General features: G+C 48.4%; 18 protein-coding genes. 9 read left to right on the plus strand and 9 right to left on the minus strand.

All coding sequences use genetic code 11. The features are described 5' to 3' along the window. Positions 1-26: 26 nt before the first annotated feature. Genes OWN49_RS12700 through thpR form a run of 3 tightly spaced genes read right to left on the minus strand, consistent with a single transcriptional unit; the run spans position 27 to position 2,518 of the window. A complete protein-coding gene (locus OWN49_RS12700; RefSeq protein WP_176283478.1) occupies positions 27-956 on the minus strand; it encodes a YegS/Rv2252/BmrU family lipid kinase in 930 nt (309 codons plus the stop codon). Between the two features lie 51 nt (positions 957-1,007). Beyond that, positions 1,008-1,940 (minus strand): hypothetical protein, encoded by a 933-nt coding sequence (locus OWN49_RS12705; protein ID WP_176283479.1) that lies wholly within the window; start codon positions 1,938-1,940, stop codon positions 1,008-1,010. Between the two features lie 26 nt (positions 1,941-1,966). Further along, entirely contained in the window at positions 1,967-2,518 is a 552-nt protein-coding gene (gene thpR / locus OWN49_RS12710; RefSeq protein ID WP_012118221.1) for an RNA 2',3'-cyclic phosphodiesterase, read from the minus strand. An 89-nt stretch (positions 2,519-2,607) separates the two neighbouring features. Between thpR and cysK the strand changes: the two genes are divergently transcribed. Further along, positions 2,608-3,579, plus strand: coding sequence for a cysteine synthase A (cysK, locus tag OWN49_RS12715; protein ID WP_176283480.1), 972 nt, complete (start codon positions 2,608-2,610; stop codon positions 3,577-3,579). Positions 3,580-3,616: 37 nt separating this feature from the next. Here the strand turns inward: cysK and pepV are convergent, their stop codons facing one another. Beyond that, on the minus strand, positions 3,617-5,008 hold the full coding sequence (pepV, locus tag OWN49_RS12720) for a dipeptidase PepV (protein ID WP_176283481.1): 1,392 nt from the start codon (positions 5,006-5,008) through the stop codon (positions 3,617-3,619). 95 nt (positions 5,009-5,103) lie between these two features. Here pepV and OWN49_RS12725 point away from each other — a divergent pair, with 95 nt between their 5' ends. After that, entirely contained in the window at positions 5,104-6,408 is a 1,305-nt protein-coding gene (locus OWN49_RS12725) for an NCS2 family permease (RefSeq protein WP_070082232.1), read from the plus strand. A gap of 32 nt (positions 6,409-6,440) precedes the next feature. Here the strand turns inward: OWN49_RS12725 and OWN49_RS12730 are convergent, their stop codons facing one another. Both OWN49_RS12730 and OWN49_RS12735 read right to left on the minus strand, forming a co-directional pair. Next, on the minus strand, positions 6,441-7,601 hold the full coding sequence (locus OWN49_RS12730) for an ABC transporter permease (protein WP_176283482.1): 1,161 nt from the start codon (positions 7,599-7,601) through the stop codon (positions 6,441-6,443). Continuing rightward, entirely contained in the window at positions 7,598-8,302 is a 705-nt protein-coding gene (locus tag OWN49_RS12735) for an ABC transporter ATP-binding protein (RefSeq protein WP_014418670.1), read from the minus strand. Before OWN49_RS12735 ends, OWN49_RS12730 begins: the two co-directional genes overlap by 4 nt. A gap of 279 nt (positions 8,303-8,581) precedes the next feature. Here OWN49_RS12735 and OWN49_RS12740 point away from each other — a divergent pair, with 279 nt between their 5' ends. Beyond that, on the plus strand, positions 8,582-8,803 hold the full coding sequence (locus OWN49_RS12740; protein WP_003152337.1) for a DeoR family transcriptional regulator: 222 nt from the start codon (positions 8,582-8,584) through the stop codon (positions 8,801-8,803). A gap of 127 nt (positions 8,804-8,930) precedes the next feature. Here OWN49_RS12740 and OWN49_RS12745 read toward each other — a convergent pair whose 3' ends face one another. Together OWN49_RS12745 and OWN49_RS12750 are read right to left on the minus strand one after the other, a co-directional pair. Beyond that, complete coding sequence (locus tag OWN49_RS12745; protein ID WP_007408795.1) at positions 8,931-9,650, minus strand: pseudouridine synthase; 720 nt, start codon at positions 9,648-9,650, stop codon at positions 8,931-8,933. A gap of 56 nt (positions 9,651-9,706) precedes the next feature. Continuing rightward, positions 9,707-11,344, minus strand: a complete 1,638-nt coding sequence (locus OWN49_RS12750; protein ID WP_176283483.1) for a putative polysaccharide biosynthesis protein — start codon at positions 11,342-11,344, stop codon at positions 9,707-9,709. Between the two features lie 207 nt (positions 11,345-11,551). Here OWN49_RS12750 and OWN49_RS12755 point away from each other — a divergent pair, with 207 nt between their 5' ends. Continuing rightward, positions 11,552-12,817, plus strand: a complete 1,266-nt coding sequence (locus OWN49_RS12755; protein WP_003152311.1) for an NAD(P)/FAD-dependent oxidoreductase — start codon at positions 11,552-11,554, stop codon at positions 12,815-12,817. Between the two features lie 176 nt (positions 12,818-12,993). Further along, entirely contained in the window at positions 12,994-14,529 is a 1,536-nt protein-coding gene (opuD, locus tag OWN49_RS12760) for a glycine betaine transporter OpuD (protein ID WP_012118228.1), read from the plus strand. 35 nt (positions 14,530-14,564) lie between these two features. Here the strand turns inward: opuD and OWN49_RS12765 are convergent, their stop codons facing one another. Next, a complete protein-coding gene (locus tag OWN49_RS12765; protein ID WP_003152309.1) occupies positions 14,565-14,747 on the minus strand; it encodes a sporulation protein Cse60 in 183 nt (60 codons plus the stop codon). A 200-nt stretch (positions 14,748-14,947) separates the two neighbouring features. Here OWN49_RS12765 and OWN49_RS12770 point away from each other — a divergent pair, with 200 nt between their 5' ends. Genes OWN49_RS12770 through OWN49_RS12785 form a run of 4 tightly spaced genes read left to right on the plus strand, consistent with a single transcriptional unit; the run spans position 14,948 to position 19,021 of the window. Beyond that, on the plus strand, positions 14,948-15,973 hold the full coding sequence (locus tag OWN49_RS12770; protein ID WP_044053540.1) for a LacI family DNA-binding transcriptional regulator: 1,026 nt from the start codon (positions 14,948-14,950) through the stop codon (positions 15,971-15,973). A 41-nt stretch (positions 15,974-16,014) separates the two neighbouring features. After that, positions 16,015-17,292 carry an ABC transporter substrate-binding protein gene (locus OWN49_RS12775; protein WP_176283484.1) on the plus strand — a complete coding sequence of 426 codons (1,278 nt, stop codon included), beginning with the start codon at positions 16,015-16,017 and terminating at the stop codon, positions 17,290-17,292. After that, positions 17,289-18,203 (plus strand): carbohydrate ABC transporter permease, encoded by a 915-nt coding sequence (locus tag OWN49_RS12780; protein ID WP_176283485.1) that lies wholly within the window; start codon positions 17,289-17,291, stop codon positions 18,201-18,203. The genes OWN49_RS12775 and OWN49_RS12780 overlap by 4 nt, the downstream gene beginning before the upstream one ends. Then, a complete protein-coding gene (locus tag OWN49_RS12785) occupies positions 18,200-19,021 on the plus strand; it encodes a carbohydrate ABC transporter permease (RefSeq protein ID WP_003152305.1) in 822 nt (273 codons plus the stop codon). The genes OWN49_RS12780 and OWN49_RS12785 overlap by 4 nt, the downstream gene beginning before the upstream one ends. The last annotated feature ends 14 nt before the right edge of the window (positions 19,022-19,035 follow it).

Consider the following 19,035-nt stretch of genomic DNA (forward strand, 5'->3'; position numbering starts at 1 on the left):
AACATTTGACGGGTTTCATTTGTTTATTATGTTTTTATTTTCAACGGCGCGCCGCCCGGCATAAGCCGAAACGGCGTCGTTCCGATCAGCTCGCCGTCAGCGTGAAACGGAATTTTCCCATCTGTTTCAAAAACGAATTCCTTCCCCTTTATCATCGTCACTCCGTCCATTTTGATATGCCGGCCGAAGCTCATCGCCCATAAAAAACGATACAGCGAGAAAAAGGACAGGTTTTCTGCAATGACAATATCAAAATGGTTTTGACGGGGATTTGCTGAAGGCGCCGCTTTCATGCCGCCTCCGTAATAAGGATGATTAGCCGCAATGACAAACCAGACATTGCGGAATTCACGCCTCTGGCCGTCTGCCGTGCAAACAAATCTGAACGGCTGAAACCCCGAGGCCGTATGTAAATGCGCGAGCGGGTAAATCACAAAACCGAGACGCAAAAACCGAAGAATGCGCGATAACGGAAAATTCACGGCTGCCTTCAAAACTGAGGCATCGAAACCGACAGACAGGTGGTTAATAAAATAAAGTGATTGCGCTTTGTCATGAAAAAAGTTGATGTTTCCCGCAAAAAATTTCCGTGTGAGCGGGCGGTGCAGACTTTTGATTTCTTGGAGGAGCGCCGACTTCTTAATACCGAGCCCTTTGGAAAAGTCATTGTACGAACCGGCGGGCACAAAGGTCAGCTCAATCTGATCCGTTCCTTTCAGTCCGTTAATGACTTCATGCATCGTCCCGTCACCGCCGATGACGAACAGCCGCTTAAGCTTATGATCCTGCATCATTGAAATCTGTCTCGCCAGCACCTCCGCATGTCCGGGATGCCCGGTCAAAAAAGAGCGGTGGCTGACCCCGCGCCTGGTCAGCTCTTTTTGAACTGATTTCCAGACACGCCGGCCCCGCCCGCCTCCTGAGACCGGATTAATAATAAAAAACCATTGACTCATCGTTTGTTTCACCTGCTTCATAGATGAAGAGACAGCCGGCAAACGTCCGCTTTAATCAAGCCATTCCTGTCTCCGGCTTGAATCGCTCAACCCGTAAGACAAAAGAGCCTTCGCCGCCTTCAGCTGGTGGTGCTTGATCGGCGCCGTATTTTTCTGCTGCTTTTCCAGCCACCCTGCGGCAGTCCGTTTATCAGCTATTTCCAGCCCATACGGCGGCTCCGGGTAATCAATATAAGACGTTCTGCTGAGCAAAAGCTTCCGCACGGGAATGTCGGCCTGCTTTTCTTTTATGATTTGCGAAACGACCGAGCCCGTCCGGTGCAGGCTGAGAGACGGATTCAATACTTGGCGCGTGCTGCCGGAGCCTCTTTCTTCCCAAAAACGGTGTTTTGATCCGATATATACGCTGTCCTCTTCCGCTTCCATAAAAGCGGCGCAGAAAATCTCCAGCGGCGAGATGATGATAATGCTCAGTTCGACGGACGCCTGCTGAATTTGCAGAACCGGATGATACATCACAAAATAGGAATCGGGCAGCTTTTGAGCCAGCATTTTTAACATCCTGTCCCCTTTGACCGCCTGCGAAAGCTCAGACTTTTGAGAAAGCGTGGAGCTCGCCCATTTTAATTGAAAGTCATACAGCTGATCTTTGAAAAAAGGCGCGAGCTCAGACTTTTGAGACGGAAGATTCCCGAACAGCGCCTCTTCTCCCTCCGGTTCATCAAACCATTGGTGCCTCTTTTCATTTATATCGGCCGTATTTTCTTCTTTTCTCTTTTTTAAGGAAAATTTTTTCCTGGCCGGCGCTTGATCGGTTTCCCCGCCGGCAGCCGTTTCCGTTTCCGTTTCTTCCGTCATCCGGTCAAACGCTTCAAGAAGCGCCTCCCAGCGTTCTTTCTTCAGCCGGATAAACTGGTTCATATAATGGTATGGATCAAGTTCATATCTGGATATGCAGTCGTGAATTTTGATGATCTGTGCCATGTGATTTCTCCACTCCGAATATTTGTTTATGTCAATTGAAACTGTGCGATTTCTTCGTATTTAGGCGACCGGTCAAGATGGGTCTGAAACAGGGAAAACCGGCTGACGGCACTTTGCACCCTGCCGCTTTCAAACGGCACATCGTCAGGAAACGGCCGGTCTCCCGCCCACTTCCGCGCCATCGTCATATGAGGGTGATACGGCCGTTTTTCCACTTGAAAACCGGCTTTCAAAACAGCCTGTTTTGTTTTTTCCCGCAAATCAAAGAGCAGTTCATTCCGTTCGGGCTCAAGGTGAAGCACTCTCGGCTGTCTGCGGTCGCCGAAAATATCCAGATGCTGAAACTGTACGGTAAACGGCTGCGCTGCCGACGCAGCATCTGCGAGCAGAGACGATAATTTCGCAAGCCGTTCTTCATCCGCGGCTCCGAGAAAAATGAGTGTAATATGATAGTCATGCGGGTGCACCCATTTTTTGAATGATAACGCCGGCTCCTTTTTGGCTGCTTCCCAAATCGGTTCAGCAATGTCAGCCGGAATCGGAATGCCGATAAAATAATGCGGCAATGAAGCTTTCATACGAGGATCTCCCCCTCTTTGGTTATGGTGTTATTATAAAACGGATAAGCGGAGAGGAGAACCCTGTCCGCTCATTATGATAGGATATTATGTACCAACAGTTTTATACAGAAAGGAATGAGCCGGCCTTGAAAATCGCAAACAGCACGGCGGAGCTGATCGGCGGCACACCGATCGTAAAGCTCAATCGCCTTCAGCCAGAACATGCAGCACAGGTCTATTTAAAATTAGAATCGTTTAACCCGAGCGGCAGTGTCAAAGACAGAGCGGCTTACAATATGATCATTGAAGCGGAAAACAGCGGGCATTTAAAACCCGGCTCTGTCATCATCGAACCGACAAGCGGCAACACAGGCATCGGCCTGGCGATGAACGCGGCGGCGCGCGGCTACAAGGCAATCCTCGTCATGCCTGACACGATGACGAAAGAACGCATCAACCTCCTGAAAGCGTACGGCGCGGAGGTTGTGTTAACACCGGGGGCGGAAAGAATGCCCGGCAGCATCAAAAAAGCGAAAGAACTCGCCGAACAGATTCCGGGAAGTTTTATCCCGATGCAATTCGATAACGGCGCAAATCCAGATGCCCACCGAAAAACGACAGCCATTGAAATCTATCAGGCCGTTCAGCAGCTCAACAGACCGCTCGGTGCTTTTGTGGCAACGGCGGGAACGGGCGGAACCATTACCGGAACCGGAGAAACGCTGAAAGAGCTTTTCCCGGATATGATTGTTCATGTCGCCGAGCCTGCGGGATCTCCCGTCCTGTCTGGCGGAAAACCCGGCGCTCATAAGCTTGTCGGGACAAGCCCCGGATTTATTCCCGGCATACTGAATCAGGACGTTTACGATGAAATCATGAAAATATCTGATGAAGATGCGTATACGACAACACGGCGTCTGGCCCGGGAAGAAGGCATACTCGTCGGCCCGTCTTCAGGCGCCGCCTGCTTTGCCGCCATTGAAACCGCCAAACGCCTCCCTTCCGAACAGATCGTCATCTGTATGACGGCCGATACGGGAGAACGTTATTTATCAACGGATTTATGGTCATTTGAATGATAAAAAGGGATGCCGCTTTCGGCGTCCCTTTTTATTATCACTTGGCAAGCTCATAAATGGCTTCGGCATATAAAGCCGTTGACCTGAGAAGGTCATCGATTTCAATGTACTCATCCTTTTGATGCGCGCTGTCAGGCCGGCCGGGGAACAGCGGCCCGAACGCGACGCCCGCCGAAAGGGATCTCGCATACGTTCCTCCGCCGATTGAAATCAGATCCGCTTTCTTTCCCGTTTGTCCTTCGTAAACCTTTTGAAGCGTCTTTACGAGCGGATGATCAGCAGAAACGTGGTGCGGTTTGCTGTCTTTAAATTCTTCAAGCCGGAATTCTTCAGCAGACGTAAAAGCATCACGGATGACTTTGCCGTCTGAAGTGACGGGATAACGGATGTTGATGCCGAGTTCTCCTTCCTCACCCTTTCTGTATGTAAAGGTGCCGACATTCAATGTCAGCTCTCCGCTGATGTCATCCCTGCAATCAATTTTCAGCTTTTTGCCTCGTGTATCATTTGAAAAATAGTCACTGATGGTTTTGACAAAGTGCTTTCCGGCTCCATCCAGCTCTGTTCCGTTAAGGCATTCAGCAAGCTTTAAGCCGGCATTGACACCATTATCCGGTTCCATCGCGTGGCATGATTTTCCGTACACCCGAAGCGTCAGTTTTCCATTTTCCGAAACTGCTTCACCTTGTGTTTTTGACTGCTCAAGCCATTTGCTGAAATACGCGTGCACGGCATCAAGACCGTTCCCTTCAATAACCGCTTCAGCCGCATCCGGCACCATGTTCAAACGCAGTCCTGAACGGAATGACAGAAGCACGTTTTTTGCGTCTTTGTCAGAAGCGCTTTTTACAATGCGCAGTGACGCATCTATAATTCCTTTTTCCGCGTTAATGATCGGAAAATCTGCGTCAGGAGCAAAGCCGATGTCAGGCATTTTTTCGTGTTTGAAGTAGTGATCCACGCATCTCCAATCACTTTCTTCATCCGTTCCGATGATGATTCTCACGCGTTTGGATAAAGGGAGCTGCATGTCTTTGACGATTTTCAGCGCATAAAACGCCGCCATTGTCGGCCCTTTATCATCAATGGCGCCTCTGGCATATATCCGGCCATCCCTGATATCGGCTGAAAACGGATCGCTCGTCCAGCCGTCTCCGGGCGGAACGACATCGACGTGGCACAAAACGCCGACGATTTCGTCACCCGTTCCCCATTCAATATGGCCCGCATAGCCGTCAAGATTCTTTACGGTGAAGCCTTCTTTTTTACCGAATTCCAGCAGTGACGTCAGGCTGGCATTGACGCCTTCTCCAAACGGCCGGCCGGGACCGGCTGTTGATTCGTCCATTACGCTGTTGATCTGCAAAAACTTCTGCGTGTCACGGATCAGATCTTCTTTGTTTCTGATGACTTCAACTTCCCAGTTCATCACAAATCCCCTTTCTTGATAAAGACTTGCAAAATGTCGATAAAACGAATAATATAGATGATGTTTTGAAAAAATGTTCGTCATTGGAGGTACTTATGTTTCATCTCGACAAGCATCAAACGACAATAAAAAGAGAAATTACCGCGGGATTGACCACCTTTTTCACAATGGTGTATATCATTGTCGTCAATCCGGTGATCCTTTCCAATGCGGGGATTCCGTTTGACCAGGTATTCACCGCGACGATTATCGCTTCCATTGTCGGAACTTTATGGATGGCTCTCGCTGCGAATTTTCCGATCGCCATTGCCCCCGGCATGGGCTTAAACGCGTATCTCGCCTTTCACGTTGTCGGCACAGGCAGCGGCATTACGTATCAGACGGCTTTCAGCGCCGTTTTTATCGCGGGAGTCATCTTTATTATTTTATCGTTAACGCCTTTAAGAAAACAACTTATAGAAGCGATTCCGGACAATTTAAAATACGGAATTACGACCGGCATCGGCTTATTTATCGCTTTTATCGGCTTACGCCAATCCGGAATCATCACGGCTGATAAATCCAATCTGGTCGCACTCGGCGATCTTCATTCGCCCGCCGTCATTTTAACGCTTATCGGACTTATCATCAGTATCGTGCTGATGGTGCTGAATGTAAACGGGGCTCTGTTCATCGGAATGGCGCTGACCGCCGTCATTGCCTTTTTGACCGGACAGATCCATTTTGCGAAAGGGTTCGTTTCATTCCCGCGCCTGCCGGAGGGGCTTTTGATCACAAATCCGTTCGGAGCCCTCGGGGATGTCGTGCATCACGGTCTGTACGCCGTTGTGTTTTCTTTTCTTCTCGTTACGATTTTTGACACGACCGGCACCATGATCGGTGTCGCCGAACAAGCGGGATTGATCAAAAACAATCAGCTGCCGAATGCCAGAAGAGCGCTGTTGGCTGATTCGACCGCTACGACGGTCGGAAGCATCTTCGGCACCAGCCCGACGACCGCGTTCGTTGAATCTTCAGCAGGTGTGGCCGCCGGCGGAAGAACGGGTCTGACGGCGCTGACGATTGCCGTTATGTTTGCCGTTTCCATGTTTTTCAGCCCGCTTGTCAGCGTCTTATCGGAAGTGTCCGCGATTACGTCACCGGCTCTGATTATTGTCGGCAGCCTGATGATGGGTGCTGTGTCGAATATCCGCTGGAATGAGCTTGACGAAGCGTTCCCGGCCTTTCTCGTCATTTTGGCGATGCCTTTAACGTCCAGTATTTCAACCGGAATCGCACTCGGCTTCATTTCATATCCGCTTGTTAAAGCAGCTAAGAAAAAATGGCGCGAAATCCATCCTCTAGTCCTCATCTTCGCCGTACTGTTTTTTATTCAGCTTTTTATTTTGAACGGACATTAAGAAAAATCCCTTTCCTTTTCGGAAAGGGATTTTTACATATAAAGAACGGAAAGAATCGCGGCAATGAGACACCAGGCGGAACAGATGATTTGAATGACGGTTAATGCGCTGTTTCGCGCCCGGAAATAGTCATCGCTGTCTCTCTTGATACCGCTTAAAACCGGTTTACCCGTGATCCGGTCAAATAAAAGTGACGCGGCATAGCGGCTGACGATCGCAAATAAAATAAGGACTGCCGGCTTCACTAAGAGCGGAAGAACGAGAATAAGAGCCGTAAAAGCCGCGGTTAAAAGGTAAAGCTGCCGGAGATACCCGCCGTTTCGGATCAGCACTTTAAAGAACAATTCTTTCCACGCCGTATACGCCGACCGTTTTGTAAAGATGTGCTTTGAGCCGGGATATAAAAACGGCTTGTTCCGCCCTTTATTTTTACCATTCGGGAGCTGCACATCATGGCTGAGCATCAAAACAGAGGCGGCGAGTGAAAGCTTCCGCCTGTTCTCCTCAAGCACTTCTTCCTCAAAGGCCGATAATGTCTCCGTCCCTCTCCAAGTCAAAAGAGCGGAACAGATGAACAATATACATCCCGCCGGCCAAAGCCAATACCATTCGGCGGCAAAGGTGATCATAAAAAACGCACCCGCCATCAGAACCATCACTTTCAGCCAGCCCGCCGCCTGATTCCCGAATGTCCGCCTGCTGTTTTTTCTGTGCCGGTGCACCGCTAATATCGCGGTATGGAAGCCGAACAGACAGCAAAACATACCTGAATATGCCGGTAAGGTACAGTCACCGTACTGGCGCCATAAGGGAAATAATAATACGGCAAGCGCACCCCAATTGATAAGGGAAAGGAACATCGAATACAAAAGCGCGTACCGTTTCAGCTTTTGCATCAGATGTTTTGCATGCACCAAAAACACGTGATCCGCTTCCAGCAAAAAGGTATGAATAAAACCTGTGCATAACAGCAGGGCACTGAATACATACAGCCAGCCCCATCCTAATACTCCTGCCCCTCCATTAAGAAGCCCCCTGCCGTTCAGCCATTCAGCATATTGATAAACGGCAAATGCGGCAGCGGGAAGAACGATATACAGCGCGACCGTCCAATCAATGACCGTCTGAAACACCTTCCATTGATACCGCCAATAATGAAACAGCCTTTGAAAAAACAGAGCCCGCCCGGTCATCGCTGACTGCTCCGAACCGCTGAATAAAAGCAATCCAGCAGTGAACGGCTCCCCGTTTTTTCCTGAAGCTCCTCTAATGTGCCTTGAAGAAGCAGAGCGCCCTGATCCAGCAAATAAAATCGGTCGCAGATTTTTTCCGCCGTATCCAGAACATGCGTGCACATCAAAATCCCCGCGCCCCTTTCTTTCTCAGCAATCAGCATGTCGGTAAACAGCTTTGTTGAGATCGGATCAAGTCCGATAAAAGGCTCATCAATGATGTAAATATCCGGCTTCGCCAAAAATGCCTGTATAAGCATCAGCTTTTGCTGCATCCCTTTTGAAAAACCGGAAGGCAAATCATGTTTTACAGACGTCAGCGAAAACTCTTCAAGCAGCCGCCCTGCCCGCTCACGGCACTCTTCCCCTTCTATACCCCGCAATGACCCGGTCAGCTCGAGGTGCTCCCAAAGTGTCAGTTCATCGTAAAAACTCGGACGCTCCGGTATGTAAGCATAAGACGAATCATTCCACTCAATACCGCCTTCAATATCCCGGGACAGCCCGAGAACCGCCTTTATCACTGTACTTTTCCCCGCGCCGTTCGCTCCGATTAAACCGGCAATTTCACCAGCGTTGACTGACAGAGATACATCAGAAATCACCTTCGGCCTGTCAGCATAACCGGCGCAGACAATGTTTGCATTCAATAATTCTCCCAAACTTCTCACTCCCCCGTTTTCATACGGACATGTATAAAAAAAGTTTCAGTTTCCATAATAATAAAAGCGGGCCGGACATAGTAATGCACCAAGGCTGTACCCATTTGAAAAAATTACCTGCGCTTATTCCTAGATTCATGTCGTCCATATCGTGTATAATGGAGGCAGTTAAAAGAGAAAAAACAGAATGTCATCCTTTGTTGCTTATTCGTACGAAGTTTTAGAGTCGAAAGTTGTGGTATATCAAGTCCATCCGATCTTATGATAGGGAGTGGTTTTTTGAAACCTTCAACAAATCGTATGCTGACTCGGATTAAATCAGTTTACATGTTCATCCAGGAAAAAGGCCTTGTGACAACACAGGAACTGGTTGATGAATTCGGCATTACACCTAGAACCATTCAGCGAGACTTAAATGTGTTAGCATACAATGATCTTGTTCATAGTCCTAGCCGAGGCAAGTGGGAGACAACACGAAAAAAAGTGAAAATTACATCTTAAGCGAACAATTACATAAGGCCCTTTTCGGCCTGACATGCTGCAAGGCAAAGCAGCGTCTTTGCCTTGTTTTTTGTTCCTCTATATAAAAAGCCCAAAACAAATCTGTTTTGGGCTTTTCTGATATCGATTACACTTCTGCGCCTCTCAGCGTTTCGAGCTCCTCTTCAGTCAGCTCGCGGAATTCTCCCGGTTTAAGATCCGGGTCAAGAGAAACAGCCCCCATCGAAAGCCGCTTCAAATAAGCCACTTCATTTCCGACAGCCTTTGCCATCAGCTTCACCTGATGATATTTGCCTTCTGTAATGGTCAAGTGTATCACCGTTTCATCCGGGCTTTCTGTAATAATTTCAACGGCTGCCGGCTTCGTCTTATAGCCTCCTTCAATGACGACGCCTCTTTCCAGATGAACGATGTCTTCCGGTGACAGAGGTGAAGTTAACCGGACCTCATATGTTTTAGGCACATGCTTTTTCGGAGAAAGGAGGCGATGAGCGAGCTGCCCGTCATTGGTGAGAAGCAAAAAGCCTTCCGTATCCTTATCAAGACGTCCCGCCGGAAACGGTTCAAATCGCTGTTCTTCAGGCGTCAGCAGATCAACCACCGTTTGCTGGCGGCTGTCTTCTGTAGCAGACAGCACTCCTTGCGGCTTATTCATCATGACATAAATAAATTCACGATAGTCTGCCGGCTCTCCGTATACCGTGATGTCCTGTTTTTCCGGATCGACATGGGTTTTCACATCTTTCGCCGGCTCTCCGTCAATCATGACAGCCCCGGCCTTGACGATTTTTTTCACATCTTTTCTTGAGCCGAATCCGCTGTTGGCAAGCAGCTTATCAAGTCTCATCCTGATCCTCTCCTTTAAAAAGAAAAGCCCGCGATAAGCGGACTATTCATTATTTCTCAATGGGCGGAATGCCTGCCTCTTCTCAAAACGCGGGGCAGACGGTTTCCAAACATTTTCTGTAAAAATCCGATTCGGTATGCGGCAAACATGTACACCGCACCGCCGACAGCGGCGCAGACAAAGACGACAATCGCCGCATGCACCTGGCCGCTTTGGTATGTTACAAAGAAGCTGAGCAGCCATTGAGTCATCTTGACCGCGACTCCCATCACGACGGACAGGACTGCGATTAAAATGACCCGTTTTATAAGTACCGTATACGAATAGCCCGCATGGCGCTTAATCATGACAAAACCGTACAGAAGAGAAGCGATATAACCGAGCGCCGTTGCCAAGATGGCCCCGTCTCCCTGAAACAGCTTGATCAGCGGCACGTTCAGCACCACTTTGATAATGACGCCGATGAAAAGGCTCACGACAGCAAATTTCTGCTTATTAATCCCTTGCAGGATCGCGGCGTTTACGGTAAACAGAGAAAACAGAATCGCGACAGGCGCGTACCAGAACAATATATCCTGTCCGATATCCGGGCGAAGACTTTCAGAGCCGTAGAAGAATGTATAGGCCGGACCCGATAACACGGACATCCCGACAACAGCGGGAATAACCAAAAACAGAATGATTTGCATCGTCTGGTTAATCTGCTGGTTTAAAAGCTTATAATTCCTGCTCGTAAACGATTCAGTAATCGTCGGAATCAGCGTCAGACCGAAAGCGGTCGCCAGAGAAACCGGGATCATCACAAGCTTCGGCACATAAAGGGTGACAATCGCAAGCATGTCCTGGCTGATATCCTTATGGCCCGCCGCAATCATCGCTTTATTAAACGTATTCGTATCGATATACGAATACAAAGGAATCGCCAGTCCGACAAATACATAAGGAGCGGCATAACTGAAAAGCTCAATGAACATTTTTTTATAACTTAAGTTCGCAGACGGGACGAGATTCGGCTTCATCGCCAGAAGATCGCCCTTCCGCTTATTCCAGTAAATATAAAGGACGACAAGCCCTCCGAATGATCCGATCAGCGCCGCAAAAGTCGCGTATCCGACTGCGATGACAAGGCCGCCGTTGATCACTCTTAAAATCAAATACGTTGCGCCCAATAAAAAGATGATCCGGGCAAGCTGCTCCACAACCTGTGAAACGGCTGTCGGCCCCATCATCTGATGACCTTGGAAAAAACCGCGCACAAGACTCATAATCGGCACGACCAAAAGTGCCAGACTGACCATCCGGATCACATAAACGACGTGGTCAATCGTAAGTCCGTTGTTACTCGTGCCGCCGAGAGATGTTTCCGCAAAAAACGGCGCCGAAATATAAAGAATTGAAAAAGCGATCATCCCGGTTACGAGCATAACCGACATTCCCGCTCTCAGCATCCGCCTGCTCGTCTCATAGTCTCCTTTGGAGTTATATTTCGAGACAAATTTTGAAACCGCGGCGGGAAATCCCATCGTGGCAATGTTTAAAAACAGTGTATATTGATTATATCCGTATTGAAACAAAGCTCCGCCCGTCGCTCCGACCATCGCTCCGAACGGGATCAGATAAATCATCCCTAAAATCCGCGATATATAGGTGCCGAGCGTCAGCACGAACGTGCCCCTTAACAATTTGCTTGACATGTTTCCTCATCACCATTTTCTACGAAGATTCAACTTTTCTATTTTAACACAACTGGGCAATTAGACGGTAATAAATACAGCGGGAAACTTTTTGGGAAAGCTCTTAAAAAAACAAAATACGTTTAAGGAATCCCTTTCTTTCGCTATAATAGCAGAAAGCGGACATTTCCGCCTATTATACGTGAAAAAGAAAGTTGTTGATGAAATATGAAACATTATGACGTCATTGTGATCGGCGGCGGTCCGTCCGGTTTAATGGCTGCGATTGCCGCAGGCGAAGAAGGGGCGGACGTATTATTAATCGATAAAGGAAACAAGCTGGGACGGAAGCTGGCGATTTCCGGCGGCGGGCGCTGCAACGTGACCAACCGCCTCCCCGTTGAAGAAATCATCAAACACATCCCCGGCAACGGCCGCTTTTTATACAGCGCGTTTTCCGAATTTAATAATGAAGATATCATCGCCTTTTTTGAAAAACTCGGCATTCAGCTGAAAGAAGAAGACCACGGGCGCATGTTCCCGGTGACGGACAAAGCGCAAAGCGTTGTCGATGCGCTTTTGAACCGATTAAAACAACTGAATGTCACCATCCGCACAAATGAAAAAATCAAAGAGGTGCGGTACGAGAACGGCAGGACAGCGGGCATTACGACAAACAATGACGAACACATTAACGCAGACGCCGTCATTATCGCGGTCGGCGGAAAATCAGTCCCGCATACCGGCAGCACCGGAGACGGCTATGCATGGGCGGAAGCGGCCGGTCATACCGTGACCGAACTCTTTCCGACGGAAGTGCCGGTTACGTCGTCAGAACCGTTTATTAAACAAAAAACACTTCAGGGGCTGTCCCTTAGAAACGCGGCCGTCAGCGTCCTGAATAAAAAAGGCAAACCTATTGTCACACACGTGATGGACATGCTGTTTACCCATTTCGGCTTGTCAGGCCCCGCCATTCTCCGCTGCAGCCAGTTTGTCGTCAAAGAACTGAAAAAGCAGCCCGATGTCAAATTACGCATCGATCTGTTTCCCGGCATCAACGAGGAAGAGTTATTTCAAAAGATGCACAAGGAACTGAAAGACGCACCGAAAAAAGCGCTCAAAAACGCGCTGAAGCCGTGGATGCAGGAACGGTATCTGCTTTTTCTTCTGGAACGGAACGGTCTTGATCCGCAGACAAGCTTTACGGAACTGCCGAAGGATCAATTCAGGGCTTTTGTCAAAGACTGCAAACAATTTACGGTTGCCGCTGACGGAACGCTTTCTTTGGACAAAGCGTTTGTCACAGGCGGAGGTGTTTCCGTAAAAGAGATTGAGCCGAAACAAATGGCGTCTAAAAAAATGGAAGGCTTATATTTTTGCGGAGAAATACTCGACATTCACGGCTATACCGGGGGCTACAATATCACTTCAGCCTTTGTCACGGGGCGTCTCGCCGGTTTGAATGCAGGACGTTTCTCACGCTCGCTGTAAATGGTTTAAAGCGCATTTACCTGAGCGTCCCCGTTGATAATTGACCAAAAGCATGATACAGTTTTCTGCGTTTTGTTTCACCTGATTGAGGGAACAGGAAGAAAGGAATGATCTGCAATCGTGCGACCATACTAAAAAGTGGCGTATTGAAAAAAATAGTCAGAGGGTGAGAACGTTTGAAGAAGAACATCTCCAGTGTTTTTTGGATTGTGATTGTCATCACAGCCGCTGCGGTTTTATGGGGGGCCATTTCTCCTGACAGCCTGCAGCAAGTCACTGATACGGCACAAAAATTTATTACGGATTCTTTCGGCTGGTATTATCTGCTGGTCGTTTCTATATTTGTCGGTTTCTGTCTCTTTCTCATTGTGAGTCCGATCGGCACAATAAAACTCGGAAAACCCGGGGAAAAACCGGAATTCGGCTTATTATCATGGTTTGCCATGCTTTTCAGCGCGGGCATGGGAATCGGTTTGGTATTTTACGGGGCTGCGGAACCGATCAGCCATTACGCCATCAGCTCTCCCTCAGGTGAAACAGAAACACCCCAAGCATTTCGTGATGCGCTCCGGTACACGTTTTTCCACTGGGGGCTGCACGCTTGGGCCATCTATGCGGTCGTCGCTTTATGTATCGCTTATTTTCAATTCAGAAAAGACGCGCCCGGTTTGATCAGCAGCACACTGACACCGCTTTTGGGCGATAAAGTAAACGGCCCGATCGGCAAAGCAATTGACTGTATCGCGGTGTTTGCGACCGTTGTCGGTGTGGCGACAAGCTTAGGGCTCGGAGCGACTCAGATCAACGGCGGTCTGCATTATTTATTCGGCATTCCGAAAACATTTTCCATTCAGCTGATCCTGATCGCTGTCGTGACCGTGTTATTTTTGATTTCTGCGTGGAGCGGAATCGGCAAAGGGATTAAATATTTAAGCAATACCAACATGGCGCTCGCGGCTATTTTAATGATCTTTATGCTCATTGCAGGCCCGACGGTGCTGATTATGAACTCATTTACCGATTCTATCGGCCAATACATCCAAAATATCGTGCAGATGAGCTTTCGCTTGTCTCCGAATGATCCCCAAAAACGCGAATGGATTAACAGCTGGACCATTTTCTATTGGGCCTGGTGGATATCCTGGTCGCCGTTTGTCGGCATTTTCATCGCCCGTGTATCAAGGGGCCGGACGATCCGGGAATTTTTAATCGGGGTGTTGGTGACACCTTGTATATTGGCTTTCTTATGGTTTGCGATTTTCGGTGTATCCGCGATGGATCTTCAGCAGAAAGGCGTATTCAATGTCGCGGGAATGTCAACGGATACGATGCTGTTCGGCGCACTCAGCCACTATCCGCTGACAATGGTGACATCCGTATTAACGCTTGTTCTGATCGCTGTATTCTTTATTACATCAGCGGATTCAGCGACATTTGTGCTTGGAATGCAAACGTCTTACGGCTCTTTGGACCCGTCCAACCGGGTGAAAATCATCTGGGGCGTCATCCAGTCCGCCGTGGCAGCTGTATTATTATATTCCGGCGGTCTGGCCGCACTGCAAAACACGGCCATTCTCGCCGCGGTTCCGTTTTCAGTCGTGATCCTTCTGATGATCGTGTCTCTGTACAAGTCATTAGCGAGCGAAAGAAAAGGAATCAAACAAGCGGAGAAATACCAAAAACCGAGAAGTCCCCGCGTCAAAAAAGCATAATGCATAAAAAAGCCCGGTATTTCATCCGGGCTTTTTTATTTTCGGTATAAAATGAGAGCGGAAAAACAATAAAGCTGCTCACCTTCAGGATCACAGGCCGCCGCTACCGTATATTTAATATCAACGAGCTGTTCATCAGAAATCCCCTTTAAAAATGTATTGACTTCAGTCTGCAGATCCTTTTCATGCTCCTCATCAAAAACAGCTATCTTCAGCACATCACCCTCTCCTTTCTCTATCAATTTATTCCGGTTCAATTGAAATATGATAGAGAAAAACAGATTTTCTTTTTTACTGATTTTTACTAAAAGTAACCAAAAATAGTAGTTGAAAACGCTTACTAACGTATGATAATATCATTTTAACAATAACCAGGTCATTTCTGTTTAGTAAATATTTAGTAAAAAGGAGATGCGAAATGGTCCGTCTCAAAGATATTGCCTTACAGGCATCTGTATCCAGCGCGACAGTATCGAGAATTTTGAATAAGGATGACTCTTTGGCCGTGACTGATGAAACAAGAGAAAAAGTTCTGAGGATCGCCGATGAGCTGGGCTATCAGCCGTCGGCAAAAAAACGGAAGAACCGCAGCCGCAGCGATTCAGCGCCCCTGATCGGCGTTGTCAGCTGCCTGTCACCGGAAGAAGAACGGCAGGATCCTTATTTTTCAGCGATCCGAAAAGGCATTGAGGAAGAATGCTTTCGGCAAAAAGTTTTTATCACATCTTCTATCCATCTCGGTTCTTTTCAAGAGCATATGTTTCACGAACTGGACGGCGTGATCGTAATCGGCAGCCTGCAAGACGAGGCGCTTACGAATATCAGCGCCGCTTTCAGGCACGCGGTATTTGTTAACGGCACCCCCGATCCCGCCCGCTACGATTCCGTCAGCGTGGATTTTTATGCCGCAGCGCAGAAGGCGATAGAACATCTTCTGTCGCTCGGTTACCAGCGGCTCGGTTATATCGGCGGCCGGGAGCGGGAGCATACCGTCATAGACGGTGTAAACAGCAATAAAACGATTGAGGATAAGCGTCTGACCGCTTTCTTACAAATGGCCGGCGCCGGGCCGGAGCATGTACTGATCGGCGAATACAGCATGCACGAAGGGTTCCGGCTGATGAATGAAGCCATCAAAGGCGGAAGTCTCCCCGATGCCTTTTTTATCGCAAGTGATTCGATGGCTGTCGGCGCTTTAAAAGCCTTGCAGGAAGCCGGCCTTCAAGTCCCGCGCGATACGGCAATTGTCAGCTTCAACGGAATTGATGAGGCAGAATACGCCAGCACGCCGTTATCAACGGTAAAAGTATACACGGAAGAGATGGGCCGGACGGGTGTCAAATTGCTTCTCGACCGTTTAAACGGCAGAACCGTCCCGCTGGCCGTGACGCTCCCCACTTCATTGATTGTCAGACAAAGCTGCGGCTCACAAGAAAGGAGGTGACATGTCCCGCAGCGTTTATATCATATTTAAAGGAGGAAAAGATGAAACGCTTACTGGCTTTGTTTCTTTCTTTTACTTGCATGATACTTCCCGGCTGCTCGGCAGAACGGAGCGGCGCCGGAGAAAAGCAGAAAACATTGACAGTCTATTCCACAATATCCTCAGACAGCGAACGCGCCGTATTCAGAAAGTTGGCTGATTCATTCCAAAAAGAACATCCGGACATTCAAGTAAACGTTCATTTCCCAGGCAATGACTACGAAAATATGATGAGGGTCAGAATGGCGGCCGGTGACATGCCCGATCTTTTCGACACACACGGCTGGGCCAAAATCCGCTACGGAGAATATACCGCCGACCTCAGCGGCATGTCTTGGACGAAGCGGCTCGATCCGAATTTAAACAGCATGCTCAAAGACGCCAAAGGCAGAATATACGCCTTCCCTCTGAATCAGGCAAAGGACGGACTGGCCTACAACCGCACAATGTTGGAAAAATACAGAATCAAACCGCCGGAAACAATGGATGATTTTATGAAGGCACTGAGACAGATTAAAGAAAAAAGCGGCGGAACAGTCACCCCCTTCTGGTTTGCCGGCTATGAGAAAAGCTCATTTGCCCAATATTACGATCAATTCGCCGCACCGCTTCTCATCACAGATCCCGCACACCGTTTCAAAAAACAGCTGTTAAACGGAACCTTCCGCTGGACACACTTCACCTATTTATCTGACAAACTGAAAGAGATGCAAAAGGAAAACCTGCTCAATATAGATGCCGTGACGGCAAAACGGTCCCAGCTCATTGAACTGATGGCGCAAAACAAAATCGCCTTTACGCTGCAGGGCGGCACCCTCGGCCAAGACGTCGCTCAAATCAATCCTAAGGTAAAAGTCGGCATCATACCGACCCCGGCCGTCCACAAGGGAGACGCGCCGGTTTGGATCGGAGGCGAACGTTACACGCTGGCGGCATTCAAGGATTCCCCGCGGCTTGAAGAAGCGAAACAGTTCATCGCATTTATGGCCCGTCCCGAGCATGCGAAATCAATTGCCGAAGCGACCTCGCTTCCGGCCGGATTAGTGAATGTGCAAACGGACATTTTCTACGCAAATGACTATAAGCGCTATCAGCATATTAAGGTGCAGCCTTATTTTGACCGCCTTTATTTGCCGAACGGAATGTGGGATGTGATGGGGACAGCCGGGCAGGAGCTGATGGCCGATATCTTAACCCCCGCGGAAATTTCGGCGAAACTCGGCAGGGAATATAAGCGGCTCCGTCTTCAATCTGATTCACAAGGAGCTGAAAAAGAATGAGTGATCTTGCAAGAGAACCCCAAGGATTTCAACATCAAAAGCCGGTAAAACCCGCGTCACTGTGGTGGATGTACGTTCCCGCTCTTGCCACGGTTTTTATTTTCATGATTTTTCCGTTTGTCAAAGGCGCTTTTATCACATTTACAAACTGGAACGGCTTCTCACAGACGTATCAATGGGTGGGGGTCACTCAATATAAAAGGCTTTTTACAGATCCGGACACGTGGCTTGTTGTGAAAAACACTTTGCTTTACGGCATCGGAAGCACTTTTTTTCAGAATATGCTCGGACTTTTATATGCGCTGCTTTTGAATCAGAGCTTAAAAATGAAGGCGCTCACAAGAACGATCGTCTACCTGCCCGTCATTATCAGTCCGCTGATTATGGGATACATTTGGTATTTTATTTTCTCATATGACGGGGGTGCGCTGAATGATGTACTTGGCGCACTGGGAATCGGTCCTGTCAACGCCTTGGCAAGCCCTGCGGCAAACCCTTGGATTATCGTCATGATTAACACGTATCAATACGCAGGCATTGCGATGATTGTATATTTGGCGGGGCTGCAAAGCATTCCGAAAGATTATTACGAAGCCGCAAAAATGGATGGCGCGGGAGGTCTTCAGCCGTTTTTCACCATCACCCTGCCATTATTGATGCCGGCTGTCACCATCAACATGGTCATCAATATCATCGGAGGGCTGAAGCTGTTTGATGTCATTTTCGCGCTGACCGCAGGCGGGCCGGGCAATTCCTCTCAATCGATGTCGACGTTTATGTATGATTTATATTTTAAACGGCAGGATGCGGGATATGCCGCCGCCCAAGGCGTGTTTATGTCCGTTATTATTCTTGTCATCAGCTTTTCGGCTCTCGTGTATTTCAAGCGAAAGGAGACGGAAATGTCATGAAAACAGCCCGAATGCGGATCTTTACGCTGTTGGCTGCCGTTATCTCGTGCGTTCATATTGTCCCCTTTTATATTTTGCTGACCACGTCATTAAAAGCAAAAGGAGACTACAGTTCAAAATGGTCGCTGCCATCCGCCTTTTCATTTCAGAATTTTCGTGAAGCATGGGAGCGCGCCTCTCTCGGGCAATCCTTTCTGAACACGATCATCATTACAGCCGTTTCCGCCGCCTTGCTAATTTTTATGGGTTCGCTTGCCGCATACCCGCTCGCAAGAAGAAATACAAAGCTGAACAAAATCGTCTTCGGCCTTTTGATTTCAATCATGATCATCCCGCCTTTGACTTCCATGGTTCCTTTATACAAGATGGTCGCTGATGCGGGGCTGGTCAATACGCATGCCGCAGCCATTCTCATTAATACGGCTGCATATATGCCGCTGACCGTTTTCTTATATTCAGGGTTTATCCGCTCCTCTATTCCGAAAGAACTTGAGGAAGCCGCCAGGATGGACGGCGCGGGATTGATCAGGACTTTTTATACGATCGTGTTTCCTTTGTTGAAACCGATTACCGCAACGGTCTGCATTATTTCCTGCGTGTTTATCTGGAACGATTACCAATTTGCGATTTTCTTTTTACAAGATCAAAAGGTGCAGACATTGACCGTGGCCATGGCGGGATTCTTCGGCGAAAACGCGAACAATCTTCACTTAGTCGCCGCAGCCGCAATTATGGCGATGCTGCCGATGGTCGTATTGTTTTTGGCGCTTCAAAAATATTTTATCTCAGGGCTGTCCTCCGGGGCGGTCAAAGGCTGAGAAGAAAAGGGAGG

The organism is Bacillus sp. NEAU-242-2 (assembly GCF_027853835.1).
Taxonomy (GTDB): Bacteria; Bacillota; Bacilli; order Bacillales; family Bacillaceae; genus Bacillus; species Bacillus velezensis.

Excerpts from the sequence above, each read along its gene's own strand:
- OWN49_RS12770 (WP_044053540.1), top strand. The coding sequence starts at position 14,948 with ATGGTCCGTCTCAAAGATATTGCCTTACAGGCATCTGTATCCAGCGCG.
- thpR (WP_012118221.1), bottom strand. The coding sequence starts at position 2,518 with ATGAAAGCTTCATTGCCGCATTATTTTATCGGCATTCCGATTCCGGCT.
- OWN49_RS12700 (WP_176283478.1), bottom strand. The coding sequence starts at position 956 with ATGAGTCAATGGTTTTTTATTATTAATCCGGTCTCAGGAGGCGGGCGG.
- OWN49_RS12705 (WP_176283479.1), bottom strand. The coding sequence starts at position 1,940 with ATGGCACAGATCATCAAAATTCACGACTGCATATCCAGATATGAACTT.
- OWN49_RS12745 (WP_007408795.1), bottom strand. The coding sequence starts at position 9,650 with ATGAGACTTGATAAGCTGCTTGCCAACAGCGGATTCGGCTCAAGAAAA.
- OWN49_RS12755 (WP_003152311.1), top strand. The coding sequence starts at position 11,552 with ATGAAACATTATGACGTCATTGTGATCGGCGGCGGTCCGTCCGGTTTA.
- OWN49_RS12775 (WP_176283484.1), top strand. The coding sequence starts at position 16,015 with ATGAAACGCTTACTGGCTTTGTTTCTTTCTTTTACTTGCATGATACTT.
- OWN49_RS12750 (WP_176283483.1), bottom strand. The coding sequence starts at position 11,344 with ATGTCAAGCAAATTGTTAAGGGGCACGTTCGTGCTGACGCTCGGCACC.
- OWN49_RS12725 (WP_070082232.1), top strand. The coding sequence starts at position 5,104 with ATGTTTCATCTCGACAAGCATCAAACGACAATAAAAAGAGAAATTACC.
- OWN49_RS12780 (WP_176283485.1), top strand. The coding sequence starts at position 17,289 with ATGAGTGATCTTGCAAGAGAACCCCAAGGATTTCAACATCAAAAGCCG.
- cysK (WP_176283480.1), top strand. The coding sequence starts at position 2,608 with ATGTACCAACAGTTTTATACAGAAAGGAATGAGCCGGCCTTGAAAATC.
- OWN49_RS12785 (WP_003152305.1), top strand. The coding sequence starts at position 18,200 with ATGAAAACAGCCCGAATGCGGATCTTTACGCTGTTGGCTGCCGTTATC.
- pepV (WP_176283481.1), bottom strand. The coding sequence starts at position 5,008 with ATGAACTGGGAAGTTGAAGTCATCAGAAACAAAGAAGATCTGATCCGT.
- OWN49_RS12730 (WP_176283482.1), bottom strand. The coding sequence starts at position 7,601 with ATGACCGGGCGGGCTCTGTTTTTTCAAAGGCTGTTTCATTATTGGCGG.